This window comes from Agrobacterium sp. NPDC089420, from assembly GCF_044900305.1.
Lineage (GTDB): Bacteria > Pseudomonadota > Alphaproteobacteria > Rhizobiales > Rhizobiaceae > Agrobacterium.
In genome coordinates this window covers 1-19,849 of record NZ_JBJDMY010000013.1, presented here as the reverse complement: position 1 = coordinate 19,849, position 19,849 = coordinate 1, and the positions used below count along the sequence as shown (strand labels likewise).

Sequence of the window (19,849 nt, the reverse complement as noted above, 5' to 3'; positions counted from 1 at the left end):
CGCATCGCTTCTTCAACCCTGTTCGGTCTCAGCACCGAACAATACCCGGAGTGTATCCAGACATGACCATGTTTGCGAAACTGAAATCCGCTGTCTTCGCGGCGGGCCTCGCCGTCTCGGCCGCCATACCGGCTGCCCATGCGGACGAACAATATTTCCCGCTGCAGAGCTACCGTGTTGGGCCTTATGCGGCCGGCGGCACGGGGTTCTTCGGCGGCTTCATCGACTATCTCAATCTCATCAATACGCGCGACGGCGGCGTGAACGGCGTCAAGCTCACTTGGTCGGAAGCGGAAACGCAGTACGAGGTGGAGCGCGGCGTCGAAGCCTATGAGCGTCTCAAGAGCAATCCAAATATTGCCGCCTGGAACCCGCTTTCCGTCGGTATCGCCTATGCCATGATCGACCGCATCACCCAGGATAAGGTGCCGCTGATCACCATCAACCACGGCCGCACCGACTCCACCGACGGCCGCGTCTTCCCCTATGTCTTTCCGCTGTTGCTCAATCCCTACAGCGAGACTTCGGGCATCGTGAACTACATCGCCTCCAAGCTGGGCGGATCCGACAAGCTGAAGGGCAAGAAGATCGTCGTGCTCTATCACGGCTCGCCCTACGGCAAGGAGACCATCCCGATCTATGAGCTGCTGTCGAAGCAATACGGCTTCGAACTGCAGCAGATCGAAGTGCCGCATCCCGGCAACGAGCAACAGGCGCAATGGCTGACGATCCGCCGCGCCAAGCCGGATTATGTCGTGCTGCGCGGCTGGGGCGTGATGAACCCGGTCGCACTGAAGACGGCGGCCAAGACCGGCTTCCCGGTTGACCACATCATCGGCAATGTCTGGTCGAACTCCGAGGAGGATGCCATCCCTGCGGGCGATGCAGCCAAGGGCTATACCGCGATTACCACGCAAGCCTCGGGCGCGGAATATCCAGTCGTCCAGGAGATCGTGAAGACGCTTTACGATAACGGCAAGGGCAACCTCGAAGACAAGAAGCGCATCGGCTCGGTCTACCACAATCTCGGCATCGTCAATGGCATCCTGAATGTTGAAGCCATCCGCATCGCGCAGGAAAAGTTCGGACACCGCACCTTGACGGGTGACGAGGTTCGCTGGGGTTTCGAGCACCTGCAGCTTGACCCGGCGCGCGTCGAAGCCTTGGGCGCCAAGGGCCTGTTCCATTCCATCAACGTCGCCTGGGACAACCATGAGGGCAATGGCTACGTGACCTTCCAGCAGTGGGACGGCAAGAAATGGAATGTCGTCTCCGATTGGATCGCGCCGGACTGGGCGCTGCTGAGGCCGATTATCGAAAAGTCCTCGGAAGCCTATGCGAAGGAAAAGGGCATCAAGCTGCGCACCGCCGAAGATGCGCAGACAGTGACGAATTGAGTCAATGCCCGGGCATTGGCGGGATCAACATCCTGCCGATGTCCGGCTCGACCACGAAACCAGACCGAGATCGGTGGACCATGGCTGAAAAAGACGTTCTCCTGAAAGTGGACGGTATCAAAGCGTCCTATAATGCTGCGATCACGGCGCTTCACGGTGTCAGCTTCACATTGCGCCGCGGTGAGATTCTCGCACTGCTGGGCGCCAATGGCGCCGGCAAGACGACGACGCTCAAGGCAATCTCGAACCTGCTGCCAGCCGAGCGCGGCGAGATCACAGACGGCACCATCCTGTACGAAGGTCGTGACGTCACCACGGCATCGCCGGCTGAGCTGGTGCGCACCGGCCTTGTGCAGGTTCTTGAGGGCCGGCATTGCTTCCAAAATCTGACCATTGAGGAAAATCTCGTTTCCGGCGGTCTCGGACGGAGCGGCTCGCGCGCTGAGATCGCCGCCGATCTGGAGAAAGTCTACACGATTTTTCCCCGGCTGAAGGAGAAGCGCCGCGCATTGGCCGGTCTTACCTCGGGCGGCGAACAACAAATGACGGCGATCGGCCGTGCGCTGATGTCACGACCGAAGCTTTTGGTGCTCGACGAGCCGTCCATGGGGCTGGCGCCGATCGTCGTGCAGGATATTTTCCGGACGCTGCGACGGCTGAATGTCGAAAGCGGTCTTTCCATTCTCGTTGCCGAACAGAATTCAGCGATTGCCCTGCGTTATGCCGACCGTGCAACGGTCCTCGAAAACGGCGCTGCCGTGCTTTCGGGAGATGCAGCCGAGTTGCGCAGGCGCGACGACGTCAAGGCCTTTTATCTCGGCCAGAAATCGGCACCCACACCCGCCGCAAACAGCCTTCCCCCGGCCTGATCGGCCGCCATCATCAACCAGGAGAAACCATCATGACGCTTTCACAGGTCAATACCGAAAACGCCGTCAAGGCTGTGCCGGCGGTTCCTCGCCCGGCCGAGCCCGCCCATGTTATCAAGGACGATGCCGAGGCAATCACCGTCGCCCGCCGGCTTGCCGCCGAATTTGTCAAGGACTCGGCCAAGCGCGACCGTGAGCGCATTTGGCCCGTTGCCGAACTCGATGCATTTTCTCAAAGCGGCTTGTGGTCCATCAACGTGCCAAAAGCCTTCGGCGGGCCGGAGGTTTCTTACGCCACGCTCGCAAAGGTCATCGAGATCATATCAGCGGCGGACTCCTCGATTGGCCAGATTGCTCAGAATCATCTGGGCGTCGTTGCTGCGATCCGAACCGTATCTGATGCTGCCCAACAGAAGCTTCTTTTTGGTGAAGTGCTGAAGGGTACCCGCTTCGGTAACGCGTTTTCGGAATTCGGCTCCAAACGCGCAGTCGATTTCGAAACGCGCTTCACCGATGCGGGTGATCATGTCGTCGTTAACGGGCGCAAATTCTATTCTTCCGGCGCATTGCTCGCGCATCTGGTGCCCATCGTCGCACTCGATGATGAAGGCCGGGCCTGGTATGCGATTGCCGAGCGCGATGCGCAGGGCCTCACCGTCATCGACGACTGGTCCTCGTTCGGGCAGCGCACTACACTCTCGGGAACCGTGCTGCTTGACGATGTCAAGGTGCCGAAGACGCATCTTGTGCCAGGCTACAAGGGCTATGAGGTGCCGACCGCCGATGGCGCGATCTTCCAGATCATCCAGGTCGCCGTGGACACCGGTATCGCGCAGGCTGCCATTGACGAGGCCGTCGCCTTCGTGCGCACCAAGAGCCGCGCGTGGGTGGATAGCGGCCAGGATCACGCCTGGGAAGATCCCTATACGATCCAGGCTGTGGGGGACCTGACACTGCGTCTGCATGCCGCGCAAGCGCTTCTGGAGAAGGCTGGTTATGCAATCGATCGTGCGATAGCCAATCCGAACGCCGACACCGTGGCTGAGGCACAGATCGTCACCGCCGAGGCCAAGATTTTGTCGACCGAGATCGCGATTGCGGCGACCAACAAGTTGTTCGAACTCGCAGGCACTCGCTCAACGCTTGTCGAACATAATCTTGATCGCCATTGGCGCAATGCGCGCACGCATACGCTGCACGATCCTGTCCGCTGGAAATATGCCATTCTCGGAAAGTACTTTCTAAACGGAGAAAAGCCTCCGCTTCATGCCTGGAGTTGACGGGCCGAAGAGGTCTCCCACGTTTGCGCGTGGGAGACCTTATGAAAGACATGGCTAGACAGTTTAAACCCTAGCAACCGCACCTGAAGCCATAATCCGAAGATCAAACGGAACAGAGGTTCCAACCTCTTCAAGGTGGCGTGAGCCACCCTGTTGATGTCGAAGACCTATTCATCTTGAGTGGGTTAACTTGATCGACTGAAGTCTCACAATAATACGTCGTGCGCAACCTCTATAAAATCGTAAGCTCACGGTGAAGCTTTCAATTACCCACAACTCTTGCCTTGGTTGAATCTCGTGTGATTCCTTGTCTGGCACCGAATCGAGGAGTGCTGTTGCATGGACGGAACAGCGACACTATGGTTTGATGAGGAACTTGCCAGTTGCAGCCTTGCCGACAAGCGCCTTGACCGACGACTGCGGCAATTGGTGGGGAGAATGGGCGGTTCTATCGGAGCAAGCATTCCTTTGGCATGTCAGGACTGGGCCAACACGAAGGCGGCCTATCCGGTTCTTCTCGAACGACCGCGTCGGGGAGGCTGATATTCTCACCGGCCATTTCCAGTCGACCCGCGGCCGCTTTGTCGCGGCGACCGGCCTGATCCTGGTTTTGCAGGACACGACGGAATTTACCTATCAACGTGAAAGCGCCGATACGATCGGCATGACGTATCGCATCAACAGCGGCAAGGACAAAGCCGGGCGTTTCAGGATGCATACGGTCTGCGGTATTCTGATGCACTCCAGCCTGGCGGTCACACTCGACGAGCTGCCGTTGGAGCTTTCAGCCATCAAGTTCTGGACACGGTTGAAGTTTAAGGGCACGGCTGCATTGAAAAAGAAGGTCAACCCGACGCGGGTTCCCATCGAGCAGAAGGAGAGTTTCCGCTGGTTGGAAAACATCCGACAATCTGTCTCCCTGCGCGGCGATCCGGGCCGATGTGTGGATATCGGCGACCCGTGAGAGCGATATCTATGAACTCTTCTGTGTGGCCCATTTTCTGGTCCGTACATGCGTCGATCTGCTGGCGAGCGATGGTAATCATACGATTGCTGCTGAAATGAAGGATGTGCCGGTCGAGGGCATCCACGAGATCGAGGTTCGAGATGACAATGGTCACCGGGAGATTGCTGAAGTCGAAATTCGATGCTTATTCCATGTTCCCGGCAAAGCTTGGGCACCGGAACACCGCCTTCCGCTTGGCGAAGGATGGCAAGGATTTGTGGTTCGCTAAATCTGCTCGTCTTCATCAAAATCTCCTCGATCATTAAATCCGAGAAAATTCTACTTTTGAAGCCGTTAATTGCCGGGGGATTACCACTTCACTATCCGCTTGCCGACGATTTTAAAATTGTTTCTATTTCCTCAAGTATCCTCGAGAAACGCTCGTTCTCTCGCTTCCTCTGTTCAAAATCATCTCTCCATATATGAAAATCAGAGAAGGTAGCCATCCCATTGTACATCCCTAGATAAATTAATGAGATTTTATCTTTCAAATCTCTCCAGTGTTCCTCAGCTGTAAATCGGCAGGGGTCCCGATGCCGATACGCACGATAACGCCTTGTTATTTCTCACGTTGGCAGGGTCATTTCACTACTCTTAATCACACACAGCTTCCGGGCGACTGGGCCGATCAGGTTCGCACCAATCTGAACCGAAAATCCCCTAACGTATATCTGCTTCACGATAATGTACTAGGGCCTAGCTGCGAAAAAATTTTAGGTTTATGGCAGTTGTATCACTGTTAAGAAATCCCTACAATATTCTAATAATGTATATATTCAATGTATAAGTTGCATGATAGATTTTTTCTGTCTTGGAAAACATAGGCTCGACCCCATGGGTAATCAGTAAACTCTGAGATGTAGCTGGTAGCGATCAGATCATGCATAATTTTTTCTTCTATTAACGGAGTTTCAAGCGACACATTTTCCCATGATCGATTATCTCCACAATAGATGATTGCCCGCTCTAAAATTTCACTCTTAAATACCAATCTAATACCAAAAAGATGATGTCTATATTCTATAAAATTTACAGTTTTGTAAGACTGATAGGGTGGCTTGAAGTCACTAGACTTTATGAAGGATCGTCTATCTAAAGCAGTGGGGCGTGTCTGTGCATTGATTGTGACATCCCCAAAAACAATACCGCCATTCTCTGGGAGCAGCTTTATCATGTCATTTCACTGGCAGTGCATCGCCGACAGGGCGAAGGTAAGGCAAGAACTCATCTGGTATAAAAAACTGCTTCCCGCCACCAGCTCCGAATTGCGGGTTGGCAAGTACATCACCAAGAGCGGCGGGAATATCTTTCTGAAGTTCATACATTTGCATTTTAGGGCGATGTCCGTATACGTCATGAGGCTTAACTTGCAGCATATCCCATATCGATTTTCGTTCTAGAGCAGACTTCACAACCGTTGCAGAATTAGTGTAGTAGTTCCCTTGGCCCGGAACACCACCCCAGAATTTGTCACCCGCTTTAAGCGTCGTGTTCGACCAGTTATCAATTCCAGGATAGTCGCCCTTGCCTTGCCATCCGGCGGCGAGTTTCGCAGGATCAACTGCGGCTTTCAACCCAGTTGGATCAATCCAAAGATTTGAGTTTACCACATACCCCTGTGGCCGATCTCCACCTGCCAGCCCTATCGGGTCCGGGCTTACATATTGCCCTGTGAGCGGATCGTAATGACGATGACGGTTGTAGTAGAGACCGGTCTCGGCGTCCTCGTACTGACCGGGGAAACGCCATGGGCACTGAAGTTCGCTCGGCTCTCGATCATGTGTTCTTGCAACAGCCAGCGCACCAAAAGTCCGCGCTGTACGGATCGCGCCCCAAACATGATGATCTGCGGCCCAGACAAGCTTGCCTTTGATGTCGAACATTTCTTTCGGTGTGCCGAGATGATCGCAGACGACAGCCAGCATTTCGCCATCCGACTGCCGCTTGGCTAGGAGCCGGTGGGTCCCGTCCTCGAAATGCCAGTGCGTTGCTTCATCCCATGCGATGTGACCATCGAGCCGTAGCGGCGCTTCCGCCACCATAAGGTCGCCATCCCAAAGATAGGCTGTGCCGACCTCAGGAGGGTTGTCGACGTCAAGCGGGGAGGGGCCTTCGGTTCCTCGGACCTTCGTCGGACGTCCATCCGCACCAACAAGGCTCGGCCAGAGCCTGCGAACACGATCTTTCTCTTCCCCTGTGAAGCGTCGGACCTTGGAAATCCTGCGGCCGAAGGGGTCGTAACGGAAGTACCATTCCTCGCCATCCAGAGTGCTGACACTGACCAGACGATCATGGACATCCCAGCCGTAGCGCCAGCGTTGTGGTCTGAACCCGTCACGCTCGACCCGTCGCTCGATCACACGTCCACAATCATCATGGATGAGTTGAATGTGCTCGCCTTTCGGACCGCGTGCCATCTGAACGACGCCGCTGGGAGAGCGTTGCCAGTTGCTGGGAGCCGCAGCCGGAATGACGGAGCCGAATGTCTGATCGAACGCTTTCCCATAGGGGGTAGGGTCATCGGAAATGTGACTGGATGATGAGGCTCCGGCGATATTACGTGCGCTGTCGTAGGCAAAGCGTTCGGAGCCGTTCGAAGATTCTGCCCTGGTCAATTGCCCGTTGTCATCGTAGGTAAACTGACGCTTGCCCCATAATCCGTCATCGATGCTGACCGGAGCGAAGGCCCGATCATACTCATAGACACGATGGGCATGCTCGGGTAACGCTCCCGCCGGCTTTGGCGCATTGCCTCGATCAAACTGCCAGCCGAGACGTGACGCATCGAGCCCGTGGGTTGCGGCGGGACCCGCGACCTGTGCGACAAGTTGGGCAGCCGGATCAAAACGCTGCAAAAGAGTGAAGCCGCCCATGCGTCGGGCTTTTTCGTGTCCGAAACTGTCACGCTCGAATGTGATTTCGGTTTCATCTGCAACGAGTTTTTCGACTGCGCCCAGCGGATCGCGGACATAGTCCGTTATCGACGCGCCGAGGCCCAGTATTTCTCGACGGATACGGTGCCCCATGGCGTCATGCCGGGAGCGTACACGCTTGCCGTTCAGAGTTTCGCTGACAATGCGACCGTTGCAATCACGGCTGAATTCAACGAGGGCAGCCTTGTTTTCCGCCCGAATGAGAAGACCACGTCCGTCATACCAGAAACGTGTGACGTCCTCGGGCTCATCCTTGGTCGTGAAGGTCTCGATACGATTGATCAGACCGGATTTATCGTAGGAATAACGCAGCTTTGCGCCATCTGGCTTGGTCGTTTCGGTGATCTGACCCGAGGGGTCGCGTGCGTAGTGCCAGCTATGGCCATCGAAGTCCTCTTCCACAATGACGCGACCTGCCGAATCTCGCTCATAGCTATACGTCAGACCTTCCGCATTGGTAACCGAGACAAGCCGTCCCTCGATGTCTGTCTTGAGACTGAGTTCCCCACCTTTTGGATCGACAATTGCCTCCAAAACGCCGAAGGCTCCATAGCGATAGGTCCACAATCGTCCTTCGCCATCCGTCACCGATGCAAGCTGGCCACTGCCATCGAAACTGCGGCTAACAGCAATTCCGTCCAGCCTTGTTATTCTACTGACTGTATCAAAACCGCCTGCGCCGGCAGCATAGTCGCGAACAATACGCGATCCATTCGGGCTCGTCGTTGCAATAAGGCGATTGAACTCATCGTACTCGAACTGAGTCGTATTGCCTTTGGCATCCGTGACGCTTTCCAAGCGATTGTTCGTATCCCAGGTACGGCGCTCGATCGCACCATTGGGAAACCGCGTCTCGACCACATGGCCAAGATCGTCCCGGCGCAGATGAGTGACGTTGCCTTCAGCATCCGTCTCGGCAATGACATTCGATTTGTCGTCATGCTTGAATGTCTTGCGGTTTCCAGCACCATCGATGACGATCCTCAACTCGCCATTGTCGCCCCAGCCATAAATGGTGGAGCGGCCTTCCGCGTCTATAACCTCCTTTACATTGCCATGGATGTCGTAGGAGGTGCGTTGGGCGTTACCGTTCTGGTCTGTCGTTGAGGTGCGGAACCCGTATCTGTTGTAATCGTGGGAGACGACGCCACCCAGAGCATCAATCTCTTCAATGACGTTTTCATGGTCATCATATCGAAAAGTTTGGGCATCGTTTTCGTTTCCACCCGGAGCATAGCGTGTTTCTCCCTCACGATAGTCGAACCGATCATTGTTCCAGATGCCATTGGTCTTGGTGCAGACGACCCGCCCATCTTCGTCATAGGTAAAGCGGGTCTCCGACTGACGTGTGATGTTATTCCAAGAGACAAGAAGATCTGTATCGCGTTGCCATTTGTATCGCACCGACATACCAAAAGCGCACTGCGCATCAGTCATTCTGCTTTGAGCGTCGTAGCTGTAACTTGCGAGCTCCAGTTCTCCGCTTTCGGAGCCAATCAGAGCGACGCGAGCGCGACGGCCCTTCGCATCGTTTTCGAAGCGAAGTAACAGTCCATCAGGGCCAGCTATTGTTTCGAGCCATCCATCGTCAGACCGTTGAAAGACAAGCCGGTTTCCATTCAAATCATCAATCTGTTCCAGACGGTAAACATCGTCGTCATATTGACGGAAATGCTTGATGATACCGCGGTCTTTGAGTTTGAGCTGTCTCAACCATGGCGCCCTGAGATCAAGATGAGGATATCCGGAATTATGCGAGGGCAAGAAGTTGAATGGGCGGTCGAATGGAATCGCTTTGCCGTTTGCGTCGTGAAACAGAAGCTTGCCGCGCTCGGGATTTGAAAATACCTCATCGAACATCGAAATCTGGCAAGGGCCAAGAGGGGAGATATAGTCGCTCGGAAGCGCCAACTTTAGCCCCATATACCGTGCACCATCGAATGGAAGCGTTCCTGGAATGAAGAAGTCACGCCATGTTTCCAGATACTCACCATTTGCCACCGAGACCGGCTCACCAACCGCAGTTGCTGTTCTCGCCGCATCGTCAGCCGCTGTGACGGCTGCTCTACCGCCCTTCATCATGCCCCCGGCTAATGTCGCGGCTTTCCCAATCCCGTACCCAGCGACGGTGTCACCCAGGGGCTCCCCATAGTTTCCGTCCGCAGCCTGTTGGGCCATGTGAGGAAGTGCAAAAATAATCGCGTTCGCAGCTCCTTTGCCGCGCTCTGCCAGACTGTCACCTGCTTCTTTTGCCAGGCGCTGGCCTTCTGCCATTAGCTCGGGATCGCCGGTTTGCATGAGTTGGCCCGCAGCAGCACCCTTGCCCAGATCGACAATGGTGTTGCCCGCACCCTTTAGCAGACCCCAGGCACCTTCAGCCAGGCGAACCGGGGCCTTGGCAAACCCGATCACGTTGTCCTTGAAGGTGTAGACAGGATGACCGTTCTGATACTTTGCGATATCGCGGTTGACCATGTCGAGATGTTGTTGACGCGTCATGGCGTCCACTGGCGAAGGAATTGCGTCAGGGCCAGCCAAAGCGGTGGCAATGCTTTCCATTCGCGCACTGTATTCAGCGTCAGTTTCGTTCTCGAGCTTCTGTTTTATCTCTTTCAGGCGACCAAGGATTTCGGCTCGTTTTTCCCGGTGGGCTTCATCCTCGTTGACCGATGTACCGGTGAGCAGCACGGCGTCGCCGTTGTCCTCTTGTTTACTCTCATTTGTGTGCTGGGTTGCGCGCTCCGGAGTAGAAATTCTGCTCGTCTTTGGCAGGCGTACGTTTTGAGGGAATGTATCCGGGATACGAATATACTCCAATGGCTCAGGCGAAGCGGGCTCCAGCTTATCGCTCATCGATTTTGCACCGGCTCATCGATCGAGGAATCCTGGCACCTCATTTCTATTGTCGCTTTCAGAAGATCGGCAAGATTGAAAAAGCTCATCATTCCCCCCTGACTTCAACCGGGCCAAGCGCTTTCACAGGCTCAATGGGGCCAGGGTCCGGACGATTGATCCAGGCAGGATCTCGATGGCTGCAGGTAGCCCAACCCTCAGAAAAGACGAACGGTGCCGCGACTTTCACATGCGCAGGGCCGAGATATCCGGCAACTTTCACACCTTTTTTTGTTCCTGCCTCATGGCCCTCGGAGCTGCCTGTTCGGGAATTGAGTTGAAAGTCGAATTGTCCATTGTTTCTGACCGTGTTCGAATAGCGAACCGTCGTGTCGAGAAACGCGATAGAACTGTAACCTACTGCGACAACTGACGAACCAACCGGTGTCCAACAAACGTCAGGTGCGGTTGAAACTATCACATTTGAGGCGCACTTCCTTGCGGACACTTTTGTTACAGGCATTCATTTTCTCCTTCAGCATGCTTCACAGGACGTTCATCTCGAGAGTGATTGTCTCAAATTGGTCAGGTGGAAAAGTAGTGCGCCATGTCATGTAGACGCGATGATCCTTGTCGCGCTTGCTCGCGATATCGATAAACACGGTATCGAGGTTCATCTGGACGGTTCCGCCTTGGCCTGCCTCATTAGAAAATGTTGCAAGCATTTGCTGCTCCGGCAGTCGCAACGCAGAAATTCCCGAGTGCTCCATACCCTCCAGTTTGATCTGTTCCCCCCCAATCAGAAACGGCGTTATCGTCATGCCGGGAGCGGCCGAATTGTGGTAGGAAAAAGAATAATCTGACGGCCAGGCAGGCCAGACTTTTTCCAGCCAGTGGTCGTCATAGGTTCCACCCAGCGGCCGGCGCGGAAGCCATGCGGGCGGGATCGGACCGAAATTGACCGGAGTGTAGCTCTTGTAGGCGTCTTTTACCGGATCCTCGACGCTCTCTATCTGAGGTGCCATGACCCATTTCGTATGATCGCTGTAGTTCCGGTCGATCTTGCCTATCCCGATCGGATTGTAGTGGTTAGTGTCGAACGTTCTGTTACCTTCATCATCAATATCTGTTTCAACCTCGCCACCGAAGGCGTATTCATACCGTAATGGCAATTCGTCTATCAGATCAGGCTCTGATAGCTCCCACCGGTCAAACAAGCGAAGGTGGTCCCGCCAGTTGGTCAACTCTTCATCCCGCAGTGGCCGCTTCCATACTGGCCTCCACCAACGAGGTCCTGTGACGCGTAACTTTTTACTGAAAAGAACGTCACCATTCCGCTCGACGGAAAGTCCACACTCCCAACTTCTCGCTGGTTCAGCCCTGGGAGTGCGAGCAACAGCATTCACAATAATGTCCGTGGCAGGCTTGTAGGGAACAAGATCCGATGGGTGCCAAAGCGACGATAAATTGACCTCGCCATGACACTTGTCGGTAAAGAGCATCGGTGCTTGCTCTTCTGCGGCAATCAGCGCGCCGTCATCACGAATCTCATATGTTGCCTTTACGACCACGATGCCGAATTCGCGATTTTCATTGTCGCGGCTATAGTAACGGAAATTAGGAAATGGGGTTAGGGACTTAAGCTCCGGCATCTCGACCTCAATTGTGGTCGATCATGGCAGAGGTGACCTGTACATGACTTTCGCCCTCGATATAGACTTTGACACCTTTTAAAAGGATCGTACCATCGTCCTTCATGATCAAAATGGATTTTGGCGGGATATCGTTGCCATCTTCATCTTTGCCCCCACCAACGCCGATGAAAAGCTCTTTGCCGATCAAGACATTCTTTGTATGGCCGACCGTCTGGTTATATACTTGGCCGACCGTTACTACCTTGGCGACCCCCACCTGCTCGGTTTGTGCAATGCCAACACTCGTGTTTTGCATCCGGCTAACAAGTGTGTTGAAAATTCCCGTTCCGACAAGAGACGCGACCTGCTCTCCCATCTTGCTCCCTGAAGAACGCATCGCATCGCCAGCATCTTTGCGCAGTTCTCCACTTGCTGCCGCGTTCACACCGGTTCGGATTGTGTCTACACTTGATGCCATGGCGCCAAGCCCGCCGCTTGCCATCAATCCGGCATAGCCGACCGCTGAAGAAAGCATTTCCTGTCCGGATGCACTTACACCATCTCCTCCTGTGTTAGCGCCCATGGAAGCGCCAGCCGCTTCTGCGTTTTTATTGGAGTGCGACGGACTGTCAGCGATGGCTGACGACACGACGGACATAGCCTGTTGCAACAGTCCCGCGCTTTTCCCCGCGAGACCTGCAAGAAGTCCTCCGGCAATCGCACTTACAGCGCCGCCGACACCACCGACCACCATGTTGAGGCCGCCCCCTACCTGGTGACTCATATTGGCTCCAACTTCGAGTGACTGATTTGTGCCGACCGAATGGATGGCGTTCGCGTCTACGCGACTCGTCTGGTTGTTCAGAACTTTTACGGTCTGGTCTTTCTGTGCATGTAGAAAGAGGTTTTCCTTACCCGCGTCATCCTCAAAGCTCACTTCATTATGGCCCTGGCCCTTGTGTGTATTGGATCGCAGCACCATACGCGTCTTGTTGGCGGGCAGGTCGTAGGGCACGGCATTGGCCGGGTTAGGAACCACGCCGATGACCAGCGGCTTGTCCGGGTCGCCATCGACAAAGGCAACCATCACCTCCATGCCGATGCGCGGGATAACCTGCGCACCCCATGTGCCGCCGCCCCATGCCTGACTGACCCGCACCCAGCACGTATCCGTGCCATCCTTCTTCGCCTTGCGATCCCACGGGAACCACAGCTTGATGCGGCCATATTGATCCGGATGGATCTCCTCGCCCTCGGGACCGGCGACGATCGCCACCTGCGTCCCTTCGATCCGCGGCCGCTTCGTCGCACGGTGCGGCGTCAGCGGCACGCGCGCCGGGATCGCCTCGAAGCTGTTGCGATATTCCGGCTCGTCACCATTGGTCTCGTAGGAGCGGTCGACGATGCTGTGGCTTGCCCGGATGATCACATGCTCCTCATAGGCATGATCGGGATGCGCAACCTCGTAGGGCGTGAACCGTCGGCCCGCCTCCAGAATGCGCGAGGTGGACGAACCGAACACACGGTCATGATCGGCCTCGATCGATTGGGTTCTGAGTTTCTGCGCCCGCTCGGCCTCTTCAACCGTGCTGATCCGGGCGGGATATTCGTAAAGCTCGCGCTTGGTCGCATCCGGCATCTGCACCAGCGACGGCGTCATCGTGCCCGGCACCATGCCCGGCGTCTCGAAATTCCAGTCCGCGCCCGCCCGCTGGCCGGGCACATAGGAAAAACGCCGTGCCCAGTCATTGATGTGGTTGCGGTCCGAAGACCCCTGCGCCAGGCGCACCCTGCCTTCGCCCTGCGCCGAAGCCGATGGCGAAAGCCAGCCGCTGGCGCTGTCGGCCACATGCAGCTTGTGGGAACCGTCCTCATGGCTGAACCAGAAGAACAGCCCGTCCTCCTCGAAACGCCGCAGAAGATAGGAGAGGTCATCTTCGTTCCATTGAACGCTGTAATGCTGCGCCGGCGGCGGCGAGATGATGCCGGACGTATCGGGGGCGGGAATGCCATGTTCGGAAAACAGCGTCTCGACGATCTCGACTGCCGTCTTGTCCATCCAGATGCGGCAATCGGAACGCCGCGACAGAAGCCACATCTGCGGGCGGATCGTCAGCGCATAGGAGCGCAGCCCGCGGGTGATCGGCGGCCCCTCATGCAGTTCCGTCACCAGGCCGTTGAAGGGGCGGCGGATGCCGCTGCCTTCCTCGCCATCACCTTGCTCGACCTCGACGGAGACATCGATCAAGCGTCCGATCAGTTCCTCAGGCTTGACCGCGTCCTTCTTGGCCCGCACGTTCAGGTGAATCTCGAAAAGCCGCGAAACACCCTCGTCAACCGCAAGTCGTTCCGGCAGAAGCTGGTCTTCCCCTAACGGAGACTTGACCTTGAGCACACGGCTCGCCTGGAGAAAGTCCGAGGATGCAGGCTGGTCGGTCATGGCGAACCTCGATGGAAGATCGGAAAAATTATCAATCAACTGCCAAAATCTCGACCGAATGCAATCAAACATTGTGGCGAAACCATGGATTCACCATGAATTCTGCAACCCGGATAGGGCAAAATACTACCCATGAAATTTGACAGGCGGGGGTGGACGTGACGGACGGAGCGACGCCAAGACAGACAAAGCATGACGCCGATCACTATGGGCTGCGACGGGAAGAAGCCGCCGGGGCACACCGCGGTGCCGGCTGGTGGGTAAGCCTCAGGCGGCGCGGCCACAGGATCGTCAGGCTGTTCAAGGACAGTGTCTACGGTTCGGGCGATGCAGCCTATCGTCAGGCGCGTGCCTATCGCGACGCCATCATTCTTGCCATTCCGCCCGCTACCAACCGGCGGATGACGTCCTGCAACATCTCGCGGTCCAGTGTCAGATCCGCGACGATCTTCTTGAGCCTGGAATTCTCATCTTGCAGAGCCTTTAATCGGCGCATCTCGTCGGGCAAAAGACCCGCATACTTCTTGCGCCAATTAAAATAGGTCGCCTGGCTAATTCCAGCTTTCCGGCAAATCTCAGCCACCGGCACGCCATCATCACCCTGCTTGAGAATGAACGCCTTCTGCGCGTCCGAAAAATTCGATGCTTTCATCGCGTCCGCTCCTGTTCCCAGCCGGGAATCTCGCGCGAAAGACTCCAATCAAAAACGATCCAGTTTTTGGGGATCAGAGCAGTCTGCAACCAAACGCCGGACTGTGCTCCGGCGTTTTTACTTTTGTCGTCCTGTGTTGCTAGATATAGAGAAGATAATTTACCTAATTATGACATTTTTCTAAATTATAATAATTTTATATTTTGTATTATCTTGTATTATTATTATTTAACGCTTCTAAATTTATTCAAATTTTGTTGATATATAGAATTTAATCGTTTTTAATTTTGATTTTACTTCATTTGTATTTTAAGTGTATCTGTGGTTCCGGTCGAGGTGGTGAAATTTCGCTTGCCTTGTAGGTCGGCAGAATGATGAAGCGATAAATGCAGTTCCGCCAAAAGATGTAACGCGATGATGCCTAATAAGTTTTTCATGACGAAACACTGAGCATGAACCTCGGCATGGGGCCTGGGGTCATGCGTTGGACGACAGGCAGAGTTTCTGCCGAAACAACGGAGACTGAAATGCCTTATTATTCCGGAGATAATAACGCGAACAATATTGACTACAGCAACAATACCTATGCCCCGTCGGCAGGTTGGCCAGCCCATCAGGCTTGGTGGCAACTTCTAGGCTTAGGGGGAGATGACCGTATTATAGGATCGCGCTGGAACGATTATATTGATGGAGGAGACGGCTCCGACGCGCTCTTTGGCTATACCGGGAACGACTCCCTGTATGGCCGCAACGGTAATGATTTCCTCTATGGTCACGATGGGGACGACAACCTCAATGGCGGCGCAGGCGACGACCTCTTACGAGGCCAAGGTAATAGCGACTGGTTGTCGGGCGATGACGGAAATGACACACTTGAAGGTGGTCCTGGGGATGATACGCTTATTGGCGGGATCGGTAACGACGTCAATCGAGGCGGGAGTGGAAATGATGTCATTCTTGATGGCGCTGGAAACGACATTCTCAATGGCGGAACGGGTGACGACAGACTTTGGGGCGGAGCGGGTAACGACCGCTACGAGTTCCTCGAGGGTGGCATCGATGTCGTCAACGACGGCGTAAATGAGGGAGGAAGTCCTCGTACCGACGCTGTCTATGACACCCAAGATCGAATTGTTGTTTCCTATCTTTCGAACGAAATTGAACTCATTCGCTTTCAGAATTCGAACGATCTGTGGATCACATCAACAACCGATTTTGCTGATGAAACCATAGATGCAGGGGTAAAAATCGAAGATTATTATCTCGGCGGTCACTACACAGTAGAATTTTTACAAACGGCCGATAGCATGACTTTCAATATCGCAAATTATGCTCCGACAGATAATTTTATTTAATTGAATATTTTAAGCTATGTATACGGGCGACATATTCATGCGCCCGTATACATATCTCGATGAGAGATTTTAATACCTTTATTATCTCAGAGATAGAAAATCCTGTCTCTGTTGTTTGGTTTTTTCTAGATTTTCTAGAAGATTTTGAGTGTGCTGATATATCGGATCTTGCTTCATGGCCTCGTAGTTCACCACGCGCTCTGTTCGATTTGTATTAGAAAGTGCACTGAACTGTAGTTGTGTCAGGGCCGTATCCGCTTTTTCAATGCTGCCGCCCAGAAGCTTAGAGATTTGTTCGGCCCGAGCTTGCGCAAGATTGGGGCCGTTTGTGCCATTTATGTCGCTTATTAGTAAGCTCATCAGAGTCTTTCCAAGAGCTTCGTCGGTGGTTTCTACTCCACCTTGGTTATCGATTTTTGCAACAATTGCCCCGCCAATACTCACGGTCGCGTAGAGTTTTGTGTCGGAATATTTTGACATATCAGGTATTTTTTTGTCGTTGCTATATTCGCGTTCAAGGTAGCTTCGATTCGCTTCTATAGCTCTTTCATCTGACTCGACGAAATTTCGATATTCTTCTTCTGATAGCTCTGCGATGTTGATAGGTGTTGCATTTTCCAGACGTGTTGATGAAAAAAGAACTCCTTGGAAGTTGATCGATGCTCTGGAGGGTAGGCTATCAACGCTTGGTTGGCGCGCGGATTTCTCCTCCGTGCCATTGGTGGGCACTCCTTTATGCGGCTGTTCGGTTGCTATGTCGGAGACATCCGATTTCTGGGTGGGGGAGTGGCGGTTGGAGGTAGTATAGTATGCTGTCGATGCAATCGTCGTCATAAAAAATCTCCCGTAGCTTCATACACACTATAGCTTGTGAAGCTTACGCCAATCTATTCTTTTGATGATTTGTATAATATTTGATTAAAATAGTATATTTATGGTGCATGTCATTTTTTATTTAAATTAAATATCGTTGGGTTTCTATTTTTATTTTCGATTCTTTTCACTGTGGTCGCTAGTCGTCTTGGCCGGATTGCGCCAGAAGCGGACGGATGAAGTATGCGTCGCCTGATTGCCGTGGCGCCGAAAGCGAAAGCGGCCATTCCATACCTGGCGCAGCATTTTCCGAGGGTCGACCGTCACCAGTGTGGACTGAACGGTCGTTGGTCTAATCGTTCAGACTCTTCAGAACTTGTTGATAAAATGCGCCTTGTGCATTCTCAGCAGTAGACCCTACGACCCATTCCCAATCCAAAGTCAGCTTTCCTGCCGGGACCATTTGCCGCGCGATCTCAGCCGGTGTGGTTTCGTTGCTAGTTCCGTTCTCCCAGTCATGAAAGGCTGATGAGTATCGAACGACCGCTCCGCTGATCGGCAAATCGAGCAACCCTCCCTCGGCAAAAAACATCAACCCGTCGCCCATGTCTTCCCCGATGAGTTTGAGCCTACGTCCCAAACGATATTTGAGGATGGCTACAAACACTATCGCTGCGGAAAACGTGAATTTGTCGACAAGCATAACAACTTGCCTGCTCGCGTTTTCAGAGATGGCATCGATCAAGGGCATCGTTTGAAGGAAGTCGCCGCCAGTGTTTCCGCGGACGTCAATCAGGAGTTTTTTGTGCGAGCAGGTGCTTACATGCTCCGCTGCACCAGAAATGGCTTTCGGCAGCGCACTTTCGCTCGGATCGAAGAAACTTGGCAATACTATTGAAAGCCCAAGCTCCTGCCAGTCCTTAATCTCCACAAATCTCCGGGGTCTCCAGGCCGGATCAGCCTTGCCATGCTCGTTTCTCGGGTAGAGTATCGATGCAGAAACCGTATGGCCGTTCTCCACTTTCAAATCGGTTATCTGCCCATTCTCGTCTTTCACGCGATATTCAGTCGTATTCTCTTTTGAAGAAAAACCGAGGTGAGCTAATGCATACGGCCAGGCGAGAAGAATCGGTCCGATGACCCGTTTTCTCTGGCGCGTTCCCGCCAGAAATTTCTCTGCCGCGGCTTCAATTTGGCCCAAAGGTGTGCCGTTGACTGCTATCAGCTCTCCTCTTGGCGCGGTTGTTTCCAGTGCCGTGTCAGTTAGCTGCACCGCCGTCCCGACGCTCACAAACCTCAGCGGGAGCACTGAGATGGAATCGTTCGGGATCAGCCGTGTATGTCCGTTGTCGGGAAGTGCGAGTAGGCGCATGGCGGAAAGCAGAAAGGCCTCTTTGGAACCCTCCAAAGCATATCGTCGAGTATCGCAAATGCAGCTGTTTATCATCGCCTGTTCGATCCGCCGAAAGCTGGGATCGGTTGACAGGACAGTTTCTAGAATTTTATCGAGGTCTCGCGTCAGGGACATGATCCACGGTGCGCATAGTTACTCGTCGATGTCCAGATTGGGCCAGAAGTGGACATAATCATGCTATCTTGTCGATGAAGCCAAAGTGAAAAGTTGTTTTGACTGGTTGCCGCCTGCATATTCGACTTGAAAGGATGCATGTTTTCAACAAATTGATGCTGTCCCCCTAACTTATTTAGCTTTGAGGGAGGATTTTTGCTTCCCCGTTCGTCCCCACTCTGTTTCTCTGACTTATACTGCCCCTGTTCCGCGATGAACTGGGAGACACTCCGGTTTTGAAACAGAACCAGCGCCGGTTTTGAGAGAGGACGTCACTCTCATATTTCGGTGCCTGGCAGGGATTGGCCTCTGGTAATGACCGGAGGAGAGATAGAATTTGGTGTGTGGTGGGCCGTTCTATTTCTCCAAAATGCATTTGCCGATTGTCAGACTTTGACAGGCATAAACCGCTGATGCGGGGCACTGTAAGTGTCTTTTCTTCCTCTACGCGGCAATTTTCAGTGCCCCGTTGCAATGCCCATCGAGCTGAAAGGCTGATGGAAAAAGAGATGAAGTTCACAACACGGTCGCAGCTGCGTCGCGTGATAGGAAAGGTGTGTTCAAATGGGTCTCTATGAAATGTACGTCCTTGCTACTCGTGCAGATACTGCCCTGATGAGGAGAAGGCTGGTACGATCTCTTTATGCTAGGGCAAGGCTTCGAAATCGGAAGCTCAAGAAGCATTATTTACGCAACCAGAAGGAGAGCTTTGATTCGATGGTCGATAGGAGGAGGGCAGGCCAGTTGCGATCTGGGCGGCTTCCGTAAACATATATTTACATAGCAACCAACGCAAAACATATAAAATATATACGCCTGATGGATTGTATCTTTTTTGCTGAAGGCGGATGAGAATCTGCGGGTAAAACTGATTTTACTGACCTGCAATTTGCGGATTGCGGACCGACTACGCATAAATATATGAGTTTTATGTTGAATTTGCTGATCTGAATGGGAGATTGTTATGCGTGGAAACTATATGGGCGGGATGGATTTGATTGGAGCGGAATTCAGATTTGAGTGGCAATCGATCATAATAACAATATCATGATATTGTTATTATGATCGATT

11 protein-coding genes and 2 pseudogenes are annotated in these 19,849 nt (G+C 53.6%); 5 read left to right on the top strand and 8 right to left on the bottom strand.

What is annotated here, in order from left to right:
* Positions 1-62 precede the first annotated feature (62 nt).
* The 4 genes from ACI2KA_RS18955 (at position 63) to ACI2KA_RS18940 (ending at position 4,089) form a co-directional block, all read left to right on the top strand.
* Complete coding sequence (locus tag ACI2KA_RS18955; protein ID WP_404504006.1) at positions 63-1,397, top strand: ABC transporter substrate-binding protein; 1,335 nt, start codon at positions 63-65, stop codon at positions 1,395-1,397.
* 80 nt (positions 1,398-1,477) lie between these two features.
* Positions 1,478-2,266 (top strand): ABC transporter ATP-binding protein, encoded by a 789-nt coding sequence (locus ACI2KA_RS18950; RefSeq protein ID WP_404504005.1) that lies wholly within the window; start codon positions 1,478-1,480, stop codon positions 2,264-2,266.
* 32 nt (positions 2,267-2,298) lie between these two features.
* Positions 2,299-3,546, top strand: coding sequence for an SfnB family sulfur acquisition oxidoreductase (locus ACI2KA_RS18945; RefSeq protein WP_404504004.1), 1,248 nt, complete (start codon positions 2,299-2,301; stop codon positions 3,544-3,546).
* 339 nt (positions 3,547-3,885) lie between these two features.
* The gene (locus ACI2KA_RS18940; protein WP_404504003.1) at positions 3,886-4,089 is read left to right on the top strand and encodes a transposase; all 204 of its coding nucleotides are present in this window, start codon (positions 3,886-3,888) and stop codon (positions 4,087-4,089) included.
* Positions 4,090-4,695: 606 nt separating this feature from the next.
* On the opposite strand, the pseudogene ACI2KA_RS18935 reads toward ACI2KA_RS18940, so the two are convergent.
* The 6 genes and pseudogenes from ACI2KA_RS18935 to ACI2KA_RS18910 form a co-directional block, all read right to left on the bottom strand.
* A pseudogene (locus tag ACI2KA_RS18935) lies at positions 4,696-4,797 on the bottom strand (transposase); the annotation flags it as partial.
* A gap of 930 nt (positions 4,798-5,727) precedes the next feature.
* Complete coding sequence (locus ACI2KA_RS18930) at positions 5,728-10,338, bottom strand: RHS repeat-associated core domain-containing protein (RefSeq protein WP_404504002.1); 4,611 nt, start codon at positions 10,336-10,338, stop codon at positions 5,728-5,730.
* Positions 10,339-10,426: 88 nt separating this feature from the next.
* Positions 10,427-10,840 carry a PAAR-like domain-containing protein gene (locus tag ACI2KA_RS18925; RefSeq protein WP_404504001.1) on the bottom strand — a complete coding sequence of 138 codons (414 nt, stop codon included), beginning with the start codon at positions 10,838-10,840 and terminating at the stop codon, positions 10,427-10,429.
* A gap of 22 nt (positions 10,841-10,862) precedes the next feature.
* Entirely contained in the window at positions 10,863-11,969 is a 1,107-nt protein-coding gene (locus tag ACI2KA_RS18920) for a DUF2169 domain-containing protein (protein WP_404504000.1), read from the bottom strand.
* A 7-nt stretch (positions 11,970-11,976) separates the two neighbouring features.
* A complete protein-coding gene (tssI, locus tag ACI2KA_RS18915; protein WP_404503999.1) occupies positions 11,977-14,391 on the bottom strand; it encodes a type VI secretion system tip protein TssI/VgrG in 2,415 nt (804 codons plus the stop codon).
* Between the two features lie 394 nt (positions 14,392-14,785).
* Positions 14,786-15,043, bottom strand: a pseudogene (locus tag ACI2KA_RS18910) (transposase); the annotation flags it as partial.
* A gap of 452 nt (positions 15,044-15,495) precedes the next feature.
* Between ACI2KA_RS18910 and ACI2KA_RS18905 the strand changes: the two are divergent.
* Positions 15,496-16,398, top strand: a complete 903-nt coding sequence (locus tag ACI2KA_RS18905) for a calcium-binding protein (protein ID WP_404503998.1) — start codon at positions 15,496-15,498, stop codon at positions 16,396-16,398.
* A gap of 81 nt (positions 16,399-16,479) precedes the next feature.
* On the opposite strand, the gene ACI2KA_RS18900 is transcribed toward ACI2KA_RS18905, so the two are convergent.
* Positions 16,480-17,232, bottom strand: a complete 753-nt coding sequence (locus ACI2KA_RS18900) for a hypothetical protein (protein WP_404503997.1) — start codon at positions 17,230-17,232, stop codon at positions 16,480-16,482.
* A 331-nt stretch (positions 17,233-17,563) separates the two neighbouring features.
* Complete coding sequence (locus ACI2KA_RS18895; protein WP_404503996.1) at positions 17,564-18,739, bottom strand: peptidase S41; 1,176 nt, start codon at positions 18,737-18,739, stop codon at positions 17,564-17,566.
* Positions 18,740-19,849: the final 1,110 nt, after the last annotated feature.